This window comes from Granulosicoccus antarcticus IMCC3135, assembly GCF_002215215.1.
GTDB classification, from domain to species: domain Bacteria; phylum Pseudomonadota; class Gammaproteobacteria; order Granulosicoccales; family Granulosicoccaceae; genus Granulosicoccus; species Granulosicoccus antarcticus.
The window spans coordinates 6,765,854-6,778,988 of record NZ_CP018632.1 but is presented as its reverse complement, the minus strand read 5'-3'; the positions used below and the strand labels follow the sequence as shown (position 1 = coordinate 6,778,988).

The 13,135-nt window shown below is 55.3% G+C and carries 12 protein-coding genes and 1 other RNA gene; 8 read left to right on the top strand and 5 right to left on the bottom strand.

Annotated elements, in window-relative coordinates; all coding sequences use genetic code 11:
* Nucleotides 1-50 precede the first annotated feature (50 nt).
* The 3 genes from IMCC3135_RS29340 (at nucleotide 51) to IMCC3135_RS29330 (ending at nucleotide 4,214) form a co-directional block, all read left to right on the top strand.
* Nucleotides 51-686 (top strand): deoxynucleoside kinase, encoded by a 636-nt coding sequence (locus IMCC3135_RS29340; RefSeq protein ID WP_088920818.1) that lies wholly within the window; start codon nucleotides 51-53, stop codon nucleotides 684-686.
* Between the two features lie 216 nt (nucleotides 687-902).
* A complete protein-coding gene (locus IMCC3135_RS29335) occupies nucleotides 903-1,610 on the top strand; it encodes a response regulator transcription factor (RefSeq protein ID WP_169727544.1) in 708 nt (235 codons plus the stop codon).
* Nucleotides 1,611-1,640: 30 nt separating this feature from the next.
* Nucleotides 1,641-4,214, top strand: a complete 2,574-nt coding sequence (locus IMCC3135_RS29330; protein ID WP_088920816.1) for a CHASE2 domain-containing protein — start codon at nucleotides 1,641-1,643, stop codon at nucleotides 4,212-4,214.
* Nucleotides 4,215-4,314: 100 nt separating this feature from the next.
* Here the strand turns inward: IMCC3135_RS29330 and rpiA are convergent, their stop codons facing one another.
* Complete coding sequence (rpiA, locus tag IMCC3135_RS29325; protein WP_088920815.1) at nucleotides 4,315-4,977, bottom strand: ribose-5-phosphate isomerase RpiA; 663 nt, start codon at nucleotides 4,975-4,977, stop codon at nucleotides 4,315-4,317.
* Between the two features lie 114 nt (nucleotides 4,978-5,091).
* Between rpiA and ilvA the strand changes: the two genes are divergently transcribed.
* Complete coding sequence (ilvA, locus tag IMCC3135_RS29320; protein ID WP_088920814.1) at nucleotides 5,092-6,612, top strand: threonine ammonia-lyase, biosynthetic; 1,521 nt, start codon at nucleotides 5,092-5,094, stop codon at nucleotides 6,610-6,612.
* Between the two features lie 10 nt (nucleotides 6,613-6,622).
* Here the strand turns inward: ilvA and IMCC3135_RS29315 are convergent, their stop codons facing one another.
* The 4 genes from IMCC3135_RS29315 to IMCC3135_RS29300 all read right to left on the bottom strand — a co-directional run bounded on the left by IMCC3135_RS29315 (nucleotide 6,623) and on the right by IMCC3135_RS29300 (nucleotide 8,188).
* Nucleotides 6,623-7,276, bottom strand: coding sequence for a 5-formyltetrahydrofolate cyclo-ligase (locus IMCC3135_RS29315; protein WP_088920813.1), 654 nt, complete (start codon nucleotides 7,274-7,276; stop codon nucleotides 6,623-6,625).
* A gap of 9 nt (nucleotides 7,277-7,285) precedes the next feature.
* A non-coding RNA gene (ssrS, locus tag IMCC3135_RS29310) (6S RNA) lies at nucleotides 7,286-7,471 on the bottom strand.
* Between the two features lie 49 nt (nucleotides 7,472-7,520).
* Nucleotides 7,521-7,937 carry a cell division protein ZapA gene (locus tag IMCC3135_RS29305; RefSeq protein WP_088920812.1) on the bottom strand — a complete coding sequence of 139 codons (417 nt, stop codon included), beginning with the start codon at nucleotides 7,935-7,937 and terminating at the stop codon, nucleotides 7,521-7,523.
* Complete coding sequence (locus IMCC3135_RS29300; protein WP_418251412.1) at nucleotides 7,934-8,188, bottom strand: TIGR02449 family protein; 255 nt, start codon at nucleotides 8,186-8,188, stop codon at nucleotides 7,934-7,936. Before IMCC3135_RS29300 ends, IMCC3135_RS29305 begins: the two co-directional genes overlap by 4 nt.
* A gap of 42 nt (nucleotides 8,189-8,230) precedes the next feature.
* On the opposite strand from IMCC3135_RS29300, the gene IMCC3135_RS29295 reads away from it, so the two are divergent.
* Genes IMCC3135_RS29295 through IMCC3135_RS29280 form a run of 4 tightly spaced genes read left to right on the top strand, consistent with a single transcriptional unit; the run spans nucleotide 8,231 to nucleotide 13,132 of the window.
* Nucleotides 8,231-8,794 (top strand): UPF0149 family protein, encoded by a 564-nt coding sequence (locus IMCC3135_RS29295; RefSeq protein WP_335589286.1) that lies wholly within the window; start codon nucleotides 8,231-8,233, stop codon nucleotides 8,792-8,794.
* Nucleotides 8,791-10,137, top strand: a complete 1,347-nt coding sequence (locus tag IMCC3135_RS29290) for an aminopeptidase P N-terminal domain-containing protein (RefSeq protein WP_088920810.1) — start codon at nucleotides 8,791-8,793, stop codon at nucleotides 10,135-10,137. Before IMCC3135_RS29295 ends, IMCC3135_RS29290 begins: the two co-directional genes overlap by 4 nt.
* Nucleotides 10,137-11,384 carry an FAD-dependent monooxygenase gene (locus tag IMCC3135_RS29285; protein ID WP_088920809.1) on the top strand — a complete coding sequence of 416 codons (1,248 nt, stop codon included), beginning with the start codon at nucleotides 10,137-10,139 and terminating at the stop codon, nucleotides 11,382-11,384. The genes IMCC3135_RS29290 and IMCC3135_RS29285 overlap by 1 nt, the downstream gene beginning before the upstream one ends.
* 5 nt (nucleotides 11,385-11,389) lie before the next feature.
* Nucleotides 11,390-13,132 (top strand): chloride channel protein, encoded by a 1,743-nt coding sequence (locus IMCC3135_RS29280; protein ID WP_088920808.1) that lies wholly within the window; start codon nucleotides 11,390-11,392, stop codon nucleotides 13,130-13,132.
* Nucleotides 13,133-13,135: the final 3 nt, after the last annotated feature.

Genomic DNA, 13,135 nt, shown 5'->3' with positions numbered 1-13,135 from the left:
ATTGCGGATTGTCGTGTCACGGTCGAGGGTTCTGCGGCTACAATTACTATATGAAATATCAGTTCATAGCCATCGAAGGTCCCATCGGAGTCGGCAAGTCCACGCTTGCCAGGCAATTGGCCCAGCACTTCAAAGCCAGTTTGCTGTCTGATGTAGATACCATCAATCCTTATCTGAAGGATTTCTATAAAGATCCGAAAACGGTTGCGTTTCACGCCCAGGTACATTTCCTGTTGTCTCGACTGGATGTCCTGAGAAACCCGGCGGTGGTCAATCCGGCACAGCCCATCGTTGCGGATTTCATGCTGGACAAGGACCGGCTGTTTGCCGAGTTGACGCTGGACCATACTGAATGGTGGATGTATTCACACCTTTATGATCAACAGGTCAATGCAGTGCCGCGACCTGACCTGGTGATCTATCTGCAAGCACCGCTAGAGAAGCTGATTGAGCGTATTGAACGTCGGGGTAGTGCTCATGAGCAGCGCATCGATAGCAATTATCTGCGACAATTGAGTGCGCTTTACGAACGTTTCTTTCTTGATTACACCGAAACGCCGCTATTGATTGTCAATACAGCTGAGATCAATCTGGCCGATGAGCCAGGCGAGGTGAGCCGTCTTGTCAGTCGAATTCGCGAATTCGAAGGGGGACGACACTTTTTTAACCCACTTGCCCTGAGCTAGGTTTTTCAGGCGTCAAGAGGGCAGGTCAGGAGGCGGATGGACGGGTTCAAACCGTTATCCGAGCCCCATTCTGGCCAGCGAATGGACACTAACCGTGCACTGACACGGTCAAATTGTCGTAACCCGAGTATGCTCCGGTATCGGCACACACCGCAATGTTTGCAGTTGATTGCATATTGGGTGAAAATTCTCACTATTGAAAGGACGAGAAATGTCATGAGTGACAGGCAGAACTTGCGTATTGCCCTATTGGAGGACAACAGCGAGCAGGCCGCCCGTGTAAGTGGGTGGATAGAAAGCAAAGGTTACTACTGTGGTGTGTACAACACTGCTGAGGCTTTCCAGCGCGCATTCCGTAAAACCTCATACGATGTGGTTGTTCTTGACTGGACTCTGCAAAGTGGCAGTTCCGGGCTGGAAGTGCTGCACTGGATCAGAAAGACGCTTACCAGCGATATCCCGGTGATATTCGCAACTGCGCGTCAGGCTGAGGAGGACATTGTCACAGCCCTGCGTGCAGGAGCCGATGACTACCTGGCAAAGCCGGTCCGTCAGCATGAGCTGTTGGCTCGTCTGTATGCGTTGGCGCGTCGCGCCCAGCCGGAAGTCGAAATACTCGAATGTCCACCCTATATATTCGATACGTCCAACCGCCAGGTCAGACTTAACGATGAAGTTATCAAGCTGACCGAAAAGGAATACGAGCTGGCACTGTTCATGTTTCGTAACCGCGGACGAGTACTGTCCCGGCAGCATTTGCTGACCTCCGTCTGGGGAACCTCGGCAGAACTGAATACACGGACCGTTGACACCCATGCAAGCCGTCTGCGCAAGAAGCTGAAATTGCTGGCCTCCGAGCGTTGGAAGCTGACCTCTATCTATCAGCATGGCTACCGTCTGGAAGAGCATACCGGCAGTCTGTAGGATGCCGCGTCGCGTGCATCGTGCCAAGACATGAAGAGAGTCGTCATTGCAGCGCAGCGCAGGATTACCCTGACTGGGCTGGTGATGTTTCTGTGCACGATGCTGGCCATGGTGTGGGTGCTGCAGTGGTCTGATGCTACCCGCAAGGTTGACAGATTGCTGCACGACAACTGGGTGCGTGCCTCCCAGCGTGCCGTGCCTGAGGATGTCGTCATCGTGGCGATTGATTCACGTAGTCTGGCAAAATTGGGCCGCTGGCCCTGGTCGCGCGAACTGCAGGCCCGCCTGGTGGAGCAATTACAGCTGCAGGGCGTGAAAGCTGGTGTGCTGGATCTGCTCTATGTAGAACCCTCTGATCTGCCCGAGCAAGACGCACGACTGGCGCGCGCAATTGCCTCCCTGCCTGTATCGATTTTGCCCGTGCTTACGGAAGGTGGGCGAGGTTCTGCCGCGAGTGAGCTGGTACCCACGCCCTCCATCCTTCGCCATGTCACGGACTTGGGGCATGTGTTTCTACCCATTGATGACGATGGCATTGTTCGTCGTCAGTACCTCAAGGCCGGTATCAACCATTCGCATTGGCCCTCCTTGTCGCTGGCGGCACTGGGTGCTCTTGGCGAAGCGCCGGAGCCCTTGCCCGGACTGCTCAGGGAGGCGCAGGGCATTGAAGGGGAGTGGGTGGAGAACAATGAAATTCTGATTCCCTTTTATGGTCCCAACGGTACATTTCGGCGCGTTTCTGCCGTCGATCTGATCGAAGGCAACTTGCCCAACGGTCAACTGAAGGACAAGGTGGTGTTTGTCGGCATGACCACCACGGGACTCGGCGATGTCGTTCCAACTCCGGTATCGGCACTGAATCAGTCCATGCCGGGTGTAGAAATTCACGCTAACGTTTTTGCCGCCTTGCGTGATGAGAGCACCGTGGTTCAGATCAATGGCTACCTCAATATGCTGGTGGCGCTGATCCTTCTGCCGGCTTTACTGTATTCGTATTCCCGGGCAACACCACGCTGGGCATTGCTAGGGGCCGTGATGGGCGTAGGGCTGCCGATCCTGCTCAGTTTCCTTTTATATGTCTATGCACGACTTTGGTATGCACCACTATCGGCAGCCTTGCCATTGTTGGGAAGCTACCTGCTGTGGAGTTGGCACCGGCTTGAGTATGTCAATCGTTTTCTTGCACGGGAGCGTGGCAAGCTGGAGCCTTTCATGCCCGCGGTCAATGCCGAGAACAACGAGCCACTGGCCAGTTTTTTTCGTTCAGCGGAGCGCCATCTACCGATACAGGGTTGGAGAATCAGCGCGGGTGGGCAGATGTTCATGGGCGGCACCGGCTTGCCTGACACTCGTATAGTCGGGATGCAGGGGCGCTGGAATGCAGTGGATGGCGTGCATTCACGTCAGTATCCCGGTAAGCGTTCATTGAACATCGAAATCGTGTTCAACGATTCACAGTACCGCCACGGCATCATGCAATTTGTGAATAACCTGGCACGTGTTCGAGCTCGAGGTGATGTCACCCGCCTCAGCGGTTCGATTGAGCGCCTGCAGTCCAATGCTCTGAAATTGAGCGAACAGATGGAGTGGTTGCGTAGCGTCAAGATATTTGCCGATACGGTGCTGGACGGCAGCCCTGTCGGATTTGCAGTCTGGAGTGCCGCAGGTGAATGCCTGCGTTCCAGCCGGCTACTGTATAGCAGTGTTCCGGCTTTTCAGGAGCGCGCGCAATTTGTTGATTTTCTTGCCTGTATCGGTGAACCGCTGACCTCCAGAGAAGGTCGCGAACGGTTCGATAAATTGATACTGGAGCGCGAACCCTGGCAGATCATCTACAGCGCCGATGAGCGGGAGCTGGTCATCAATTTCAGTGCGGTGGGAGACACACTGGCGGATCGCCTGATTTGTGTCAGCGTGCTGGATGTGACGGATATCCGCTCGGCCGAACGCGCACGCTCGGAGATGGTGGATTACCTGTCGCACGATCTGCGTTCGCCGTTGATCTCTGCACTCTACTTGCTGGAGCCAAACAGTGATCCGCGAGTCGAACAGAACATCAAGACCAGTCTGGCCATGATGGACGATCTGCTACATGTTGCTCGTGCCGATAGCCTCTCAGAGGTTAAATTCACATCGGTGTACTTCAACGGAGTGCTGGATAATTCGCTGGATCAGATGTTGCCGCAGGCACTCAATAAACGGATTCAGTTCGATATAGAGTCCGATGAAGAAGTGGATCTGTGGGTGAAGGGGGATGCTGCTTCACTCGAGCGTGCCATTGCAAACATCCTGAGCAATGCCATCAAATACTCTCCGGAGGACACAACGGTGCGTGTACGTCTGTTCCAGGAGGGTGAGCAGGCGGTGTTGATCATCGAGGATCAGGGCGTCGGGATAGACCCTGACATGCTGGGACAGTTGTTTACCCGATTTCGGCGAGATGCCAAGATCGCCACTCAGTTCAAAGGCATCGGTCTGGGTCTGGCGCTGGTTACCCGTGTGGTGTCTCTGCACAACGGCAAGGTTGCCGCCAGCAATACCGATGAAGGCACTCGTATTACGCTTGAACTACCGCTGGAAGTCGAAGCGCCTGAAGCAGAATAGCGTATGCAATATCACTGACGGCCAGGCTGGCTTGTCAGGTAGCCCCGCCAACGGTTATCAGCTGGCGGGTCCGAGTCGCTTCAGGATGGCGTGATTATCATCAGGCAGGCTTGACGGTGTCGACTTGCCCATCATCATGTCCTACCAGGAGCAGGTCGGCAGCACGGGCAGCGAACAGACCATTGGTGAGAACACCAGGGATGGCATTGATGGCCGCTTCCAGCGCGATAGGATCGGTAATCGAAAAGCCGTAACAATCGAGAATGATGTTGCCGTTGTCAGTGCGGGCTGCTTCACGGAATTCCGGATCAGCACCCATACGGACAATTTCACGGGCCACAAAGCTGCGTGCCATTGGCAGGACTTCAATCGGTAGGGGGAATTCGCCCAGAATGTCGACCCGCTTGCTCTGGTCAACAATGCAGATGAACTGACGGCTGGCTGATGCGATGATTTTCTCGCGGGTTAGTGCGCCACCGCCGCCCTTGATGAGTTGCAGGGCAGGATTTGATTCGTCGGCGCCATCGATATAAAGCTCCAGTTGACCCGTGATGTTCAGGTCCAGGACTTCGATGCCATGGGACTTCAGGCGCTCGGCCGTGGCTTCGGAGCTGGCCACAGCACCCGAGATGCGACGCCCTGAGGCTGCCAGTGCATCGATGAAGACATTGACGGTCGAGCCAGTTCCCACGCCCAGCAGGGCATCGTTTTCGACGTATTCGAGCGCTGCAAGTGCCGCTGCCTGTTTTCCGGGGTGCGCCATGGATTGTAAAACCTGAGGTATAAGTGTGTGGAATAAGCCGGTGGTGCTGGTTCATCACGTTGAAACCGAGTACATTCGTGGGTTCATTCGAACCCAGCCGAACACGGCCCGTTGATGACGCAGCTACAAGACGAGTATATCAAACGCATCCTGTCCGCCCGTGTCTATGATGTCTCGACACAGACTCGTTTGCATGAGGCACCACAGCTGTCGCGTCGCTTGAACAATCAGGTCTTGTTGAAGCGAGAAGACGAGCAACCGGTGTTCTCCTTCAAGTGCCGCGGTGCTTTCAACCGGATCTTCAAATTGCTTGAGCAAACTCCGGCCAGTGGTGTGATTGCGGCCTCAGCAGGCAACCATGCTCAAGGTGTGGCACTGGCAGCTCAAAAGCTGGGCATCGATGCGGTCATCGTCATGCCGCAGACAACGCCTGGCATCAAGGTTGACGCCGTTCGCGCCCTGGGGGCTGAAGCCATTCTGCACGGTGATGATTTTGATACTGCACTGAGTTTTGCCCTGAAGCTGGGTGAAGAACGAGGCTTTCCGTTCATCCATCCCTTTGATGACCCGAACACCATTGCAGGGCAGGGCACCGTGGCGGTGGAACTGTGTCGGCAACATCCCGAATCACTGGATGCCGTGTTTGTCCCGATCGGTGGCGGCGGTCTGGCAGCAGGCATCAGTGTGTACATGAAATATTTGCGACCTGAAGTTCGCATCATTGGTGTGGAGCCTGTCGATGCGGCCTCTATGCACGATTCGCTGGCGGCCGACGAACGCATCACTCTTCCTCAGGTTGGCCTGTTTGCCGATGGCGTCGCCGTCAAGCAGGTCGGAGAGCACTGTTTTGAGGTTTGTCGCGAATTTCTGGACGAAGTCATTCTGGTCACAGTCGACGAGATGGCTGCAGCCATCAAGGATATCTTCAACGAAACACGAACCCTGACAGAGCCTGCAGGTGCGCTTGCAGTCGCCGGCATGAAGCGATACGTGAAGGAGCGTAATGTCAGCGGTCAGACCCTGATTGCCATCAACAGTGGTGCCAATATCAACTTTGACCGTATCCGGCACGTGGCGGAGCGCGTCGAGCTGGGCGACAGTCGTGAAGCTCTGCTGGCGGTGACCATTCCTGAAAAGCCGGGTAGTTTTCTGGCCTTCTGCAAAGCGCTGGGCAAACGTGGCATTACCGAGTTCAACTACCGGTATGCTGATGCCGGAACAGCGCATGTCTTTGCTGGTGTCGAGCTACCGGGTGGTTCTGAGGAGCGCGAAAGTCTCATGCAGACGTTGCGACAGAGCGATTACGATGTGCTTGATATGAGTCGTAACGATACTGCCAAGCTACATTTGCGGCACATGATCGGTGGGCATGCCGATATTGCTTCCGAAAAGCTTTTCCGGTTCGTCTTTCCAGAGCGTCCGGGGGCTTTGTTGCATTTTCTGACTGCCATGGGCGAGCGTTGGAACATCACGCTGTTTCATTATCGCAATCACGGTGCAGCTTACGGACGGGTGCTGGTGGGTCTGGCATTGCCGGAAGGGGATGAGGAAAGCCTGAAACAGTTCATTGATGAGCTGGGCTACAAGGCCGAAGATGAATCAGATAACGAGGCCTACTCTCTGTTTCTGCGCTAGGAGCTTCTGATCAGCGGATCGGTGTGACCGGTCCGTTGCGAGAATAGATATTCTTCTCGGTCACGACGTGATCCAGCGTCACATCCCACCAGTCTGGAAAGACGCTGTCGACACATTGCGATTCGAAGGCAACGCCAATCAGCAAGGGGGCCGGGTTTATCGAGTTGTCTTGTAATGCCTGACGTTTATAGGCGAAAGTCCGGTCGTAGTAGCCACCGCCCATGCCCATGCGTTGACACTGAGCGTCGAAGCCGAGTAACGGCACGATCACGATATCCAGAGATGTCGCAGGCAGGCAGGTTTTCTGATCTGTCACCGGTTCGCGAATGGCATATTTGTTCAGAATGATGGGTGTGTCATCGGTGAGTGAGGCAAATATCAGTGTGTTATCGCTCTGGATGAGCGGCACATAAGTGGATTGGCCCTGATCTCGGCATTGCGCCATGAATTCATCGACGTTCACCTCGTGGCCGAATGCCAGATAGGCACCGATTTTCAAGGCATTGCCCGACAGAGTGAGGATGTTGGCGGCGATGGTGCTGGAGTGCACGGCTATCATGGCCGGATCCATCAGTTTTCGCAGTTGCTGCAGCTGCTGACGCGTGTCATCGCGTTCAGAATTCTTGTCGGCAGTGGCCGGTGGCGCAGTGTTGTCGGGTGTCATTGGAAAAGTGTATCAACCACGGTGCCGTTTTTGGTGTGCTACCTTGAACCAAGCGGTTCAGGTGGGGACGGCCGGAACCGTATCAGGCTTTCCGCCGTAGCGGACATGCACAACAACAGTGACCGAACCATCCCCGGGGTGAGAAATTAGGCTCAAGGGATATACCCAGCCGAATAACAAACACCGCAGAAGATACGACTTACAGACTAGCACGAACTTGTAAGGACGTGAAATCAATGCTTGGTTACTCTGGCTCCTTTGTCTGATTTGCGACATCGTCTTGAGTGTCGGCATCCTGAGTGTCGACATCGATCTCGAGTAGTTCATCCAGCTTGCTATTGAGTACAGACAGACGCTCTGTGATATCCGCCTCGTCTGCGGTGCCTGCCTGTTCACGTGCATGGCTGCTTTCCAGAGAACGTGACTTGAGTAGGGCGTTTGCCGTGTTGATGGCCGTCACGATGGCAATTTTTTCAATGCTGGAGGTCGTATTACGGTTTCGTAGCTCACGCATGGACTTGTCGATGTAAGCGGCCGCCTGCAGCAGGTCATCTTCTTCGCCCGGTTTACAGGCAATCTGTACTTCCTTGTCCAGAATGCGTAGTTTGGCTGGACGATTGCCACCGGGATCCGCTTTGCGATCTTTGTGTCTGTTGTTCATTGGTTGAGTTCCAGTGACTTTAACCGTACGATCATCTGTTCCACCTTGCTGCGCGCTGTCTCGTTTTTTTCGATCAGACGTGCACGCTCTTCAACCAGTGAGTGCTGCTGCTCCCTGAGAGATTGATTTTCCTGCTTTAGCCGGGTGCAAAGTGTGATTAATGTGGTCATGCGCGCTTCGAGCGCGTCAAATTGCACATCTACTATGGAGCGACTCATACCTACGGCCTCGTCAGGTTGATTGACGCTCATTGTATACTTGAAGATTGTTTTGCTGGGAATGCCTAGTTACTTGTGACTTTGACCAATCAGACTGTATCGAACGCTCTTGAGCGGCTAGACATGCCACTGCCTCTGGCTGAAGTTCACGGCTTGTGTTGCGGCTTGTTGTGCTCCATGTCGAGTACCGCAGCCAAGACACGCTGGTTTACCGAGCTTCTGGATGCCGCTTCTCTGTCTCCTGAGGCGGTAGCCTCGAAAGCGGGGGAATTGAAAACTCTGGATGAATGGTTCGGCCAGACGCTGGGCACGCTGAATGATGCCGATATGGATTTCTCACCCGCCTTGCCAGATGACGATGTTTCGGTGCAGGTGCGCACGCGGGCACTGGGTGATTTCTGTGGTGGTTATACCTACGGCATCGGTATTGCCCTGAGTCAGCGCGGCCACAAGCCATTACCAGCGGATACCCGTGAAATCATTGAAGACTTCCAGGCGATCGAAGCCGCTGATGTCGATGATTCCTCTACCGACGAGGTGGTTTTTACCGAATTGCTCGAATATGTGCGGGTCGGTGTGTTGCTGATTCTGGAAGAACTACGTCCCATAACGCCTGTTACTCAACTAAAACCATCATGAAAAAAGGCCTCAGTCGAACACAGCGCTTTACCAAGTCACAGGGCGCCGAACTCAAACGTCGTCGTCGCGCACTGATGCGCATCATGGGGGAAAATTCGATTGCAGTGATTCCCGCTGCGCGCAGCTGCACACGTAGTCGCGATACTGAGTATCCCTATCGTGCAGACAGCAATATGCTGTATCTGAGTGGTTTTGACGAGCCGGATGCGCTGATGGTGCTGATCCCCGGTCGGCGTGCCGGACAGTATCTGATGTTCTGTCGTGAGCGGGATGCGGAAAAGGAAACCTGGCACGGGCGTCTTCTCGGTGTCGAGGATGCCCCTGAAGCTCTGGGTGCCGATGATGCCTTTCCGATTACCGATCTGGACGACATCCTGCCCGGACTATTGGAGAACAAGGCGTCCGTCTTTCATACCCTGGGTAAAGATCTGGCCTTCGATGCGCAGTTGTTGGGCTGGTTGAATCAGGCTCGTTCCAGTCGTCGTCGCGCAGGCGGTGATCCCGATTCGTTCATTTCGCTGGACTTTCATCTGGACGAGATGCGCGTCATCAAGAGTCGCACCGAACTGACCAGCTTGCGAGCAGCGGCCAAACTCAGTGCATCCGCACATGCAAGGGCCATGCGGGCTGCCAAGCCTGGCATGTATGAGTATCAGTTGGAAGCGGAGCTGATTGCCGAGTATCGGGCGCACCATGCCGATCATTCTTTCCTGCCGATCGTTGGTGGCGGTGAGAACGGCTGCATTCTGCATTACACCGAAAACAAGGATGTGCTGGAAAATGACGAGCTGGTTCTGATTGATTCAGGTGCGGAACTGGCAGGCTATGCGGGTGATATAACCCGGACCTTTCCTGTCAATGGCGTCTTTACCGAAGCTCAGAAAACGGTTTACAACATCGTTCTGGAAGCGCAATTGGCGGCCATCGATGCCATCAAGCCGGGCAACCACTGGAACGAGCCGCACGAGGCTGCCGTCAAGGTGCTGACCCGAGGACTGCGTGACATTGGTGTTCTCAAGGGCAAGCTGCCCACGCTGATCAAGGAGGAAGCCTACAAGCCGTACTATATGCATCGCACCGGTCATTGGCTGGGCATGGATGTGCATGATGTCGGTGAATACAAGATCAATGGGGACTGGCGTGAACTGGAGCCCGGCATGGTGCTCACGGTGGAGCCAGGCTTGTATCTTGGCGATGCACGCAAGATACCCAAGGCCTATCGCAATATCGGAATCCGTATTGAGGATGATATCGCTGTTACCCAGGATGGCCATGAAGTACTGACCGGCGGGGTGCCTAAGACAGTGGCCGATATCGAAGCCTTCATGTGCAGCCACGATTGATGAACGATTCCGCTCCAGTTGCAGATATTGTCATTGTGGGTGCCAGCCTGGTGGGGGCTCCTCTGGCGCTGGTCCTGGCATCCCAAGGTTGGCAGGTCGTTCTGCTCGACGCGGAGACCGGTGAGATTGCCCCTGTTCCTTCGGGTGCAGAATTGGAAATGGCGGAACAGTGGGACGATGCCTCGGCTCTGCAGCAGCGATGTACCGCATTGAGTCTGGGGACGCAGCGCTGGTTCGATCGACACGGTTTATGGTCGGCGATAGCGGGTGATGCGGCACCTATTTTCCAGGTCTCTGTATCGCACAAGGGATACTTCGGTGCGACTCGACTGCATGCGCATGAATTGAACGCTGATGCGGTTGGTTATGTGGTGAATAATACCCACCTGGCCAATGGCATTCTGGCGCGATTGGCCACGACAACGGTAGATCATCGCCGAGGGGCAAGAGTGGTATCGGTGGCACACCATCAAGATCATGTCGAGGTCGCTGTGGCTGATGGCAGCTCTGTTCGGGCACGCTTGCTGATTGCCGCCGATGGTGTGGGTTCGGTCGTTCGGGAGTCGCTGGGTATCGGCACTACGCAAGTGGACTATGACCAGGCCGCTGTGCTGACGATGGTGCGTCTGGCGCAGCACCATCAAAATGTGGCCTATGAAAGATTCACCGACAGTGGACCGCTGGCTTTGTTGCCACGCACGGGGTCCTGCATGAATGTGGTTGATTGCATCGAGCCTTCGGAGCAGGCGGCGGTGGGTGAGCTGGATGATGCTGCTTATCTGGCACGCCTGCAGAGCCGATTCGGTTTTCGGGCCGGACGTTTCACGGAGGTCGGACCACGCCTGATCGTGCCACTGGTGCGTATCGAGGCCACTAGCCAGGTTGCTGCACGTACGGTACTGCTGGGTAATTCTGCACGGCTGTTGCATCCTGTCGGGGGGCAGGGCTATAACCTGGCCATGCGCGATGTGGAAGAGCTCGCTGAACGGCTCGTCAACAAGATTACCGGGCACAAGCAGGCGTCGTCCGATGCTGATCCGGGTGATGCACAACTGTTGTCGGAGTTTGTTGCTGCCCGTCAGTCCGACCAGCGTCAGGTTGTGCGTTTCACCGATACGCTGGCGCGCAGCTTTCGCGGCCATTCGGCGGTGGCTGGCCATATACGCTCTGCCGCCTTGCTGGGGCTGGACGCGATCACGCCCTTGCGCAAGACCTTTGCTCGTCGCACCATGGGATTGGGCCGCTGAGTTTTTTGCGTAAACAGCTGGACTCGCCGCTGGGTCAACGTCTGGTGTTCTACCTTCTGGCGGCCCTGATCGGAGTCGTTGTCGGGCTATCCACACTTGCATTTCTCAAGCTGGTGCTGATGTTCCAGTGGTTGGGTTACGGCGAAGCCTCCGAGATACGCTACACCCAGATCCTTGCCGCACGTCCCGCCTGGCAGGTCATTCTGGTACCGGCCGCTGGTGGGCTGTTGCTGGGTATCGTCATGAGGTTTCTACCTGGTAGGCGATATCACGGTATCGCTGATGTCATGGAAGCCTGCGCCCTGAACAGCGCACGCATGCCAGTGCGTTCAGGGGTGGGTGCCGGGCTTGCCGCTGCGGTCTCGTTGGGAGTCGGAGCACCTCTGGGGCGTGAAGGACCTGCCGTCCATATCGGGGCCTCTATCAGCGCCTGGTTGGCAGAAAAGCTGGGCTTGCCACACAAGCAGTCACTGGCCTTGCTCGGTTGTGGCGCAGCGGCAGCCGTCGCCGTCTCATTCAGTACCCCGATAGCCGCTGTCATTTTTGCGCTGGAGGTCATTGTTGGTTATTTCACCTTGCGCGTCTTCGCACCTATCGTCATTGCCGCCATGCTGGCGATGCTGGTACGTGAGTATTTCCTAGGCAGTCAACCTGCTTTTCCGGTGTTACCTAATGCCATCGAGTCCAACTGGGAGCTGCTGCTGTTCGCCCTTCTGGGCGTTCTCGGTGCGCTATTGGCCAAGGCAATGCTGGCCACCATTGGACAATTTGAACAGCTCTGGAAACGATCGGGTATTCCTCGCTGGTCCCAGCCGGCAATGGCAGGAGCGATCATGGGTGTCATCGCTCTGTTTTTGCCACAGGTAATGGGCTTGGGTTATGAAGGATCATTGCTGGCTCTGCGCGGTGCGCTGGAAAGCGATCTTATTCTGTCGTTGCTGGCTGCCAAATTTCTGATCGTCTGTCTGGCAATCAGTACCGGCTTTGCCGGAGGAATATTCGGCCCCGCCGTTTTCATGGGAACCATGCTGGGCAGCCTTTTCTGGGTTGTGCTGAGTATGACGGGCTTGCCATTGAGCCAGCAAAGCGTCTATGCCACCATCGGCCTGGCAGCCATGGGTTCAGCCTTGTTAGGTGCCCCTATCTCCACTGTGTTGATCGTATTCGAGCTGACACGCGACTACGGTGTCACTCTGGGGGTCATGACCACGGCTGCCATAGCCAGTACCGTCATGCAAACCGGGAAACATGGATCTTTTTTCCGCTGGCAGCTAATTCGGCGCAACATCAATCTGTCCGGTGACCGGGATATCAGCCTGCTCATGACGCATCGCGTGGAAGATCTGATACACAAGAATTTCCTGTCGATCACCCCCGAGGTGACGACCGGTCAGTTGTCATCAAAGATGGGGCAGGAGCGTCAGCTGATCGCCATCTTCGTGGATGCAGACGGCGTCTTCAAAGGTAGTACAAGCCTGTCCTTGCTGATTACTCACGGTATCGAAAAAGGGATGGATTCACTGGCTATTGAAGGCGCTCTGGATGCCGACTACACCATCAACTCCTTGACCAATATCGTCACCGCGGTGCAGAGCATGGCAGAGCAGAATCAGGATTATCTGCCCGTCGTCAATCGCGACAATCCGAAGGCTCCGATGCTGCTGGGTGTGGTTACCAAGAACGATCTGCTGACTGAACACTATGATGTGATCAAGCGCGCTCGTGAGGAGGAGTTCGGTATCACCTGACAT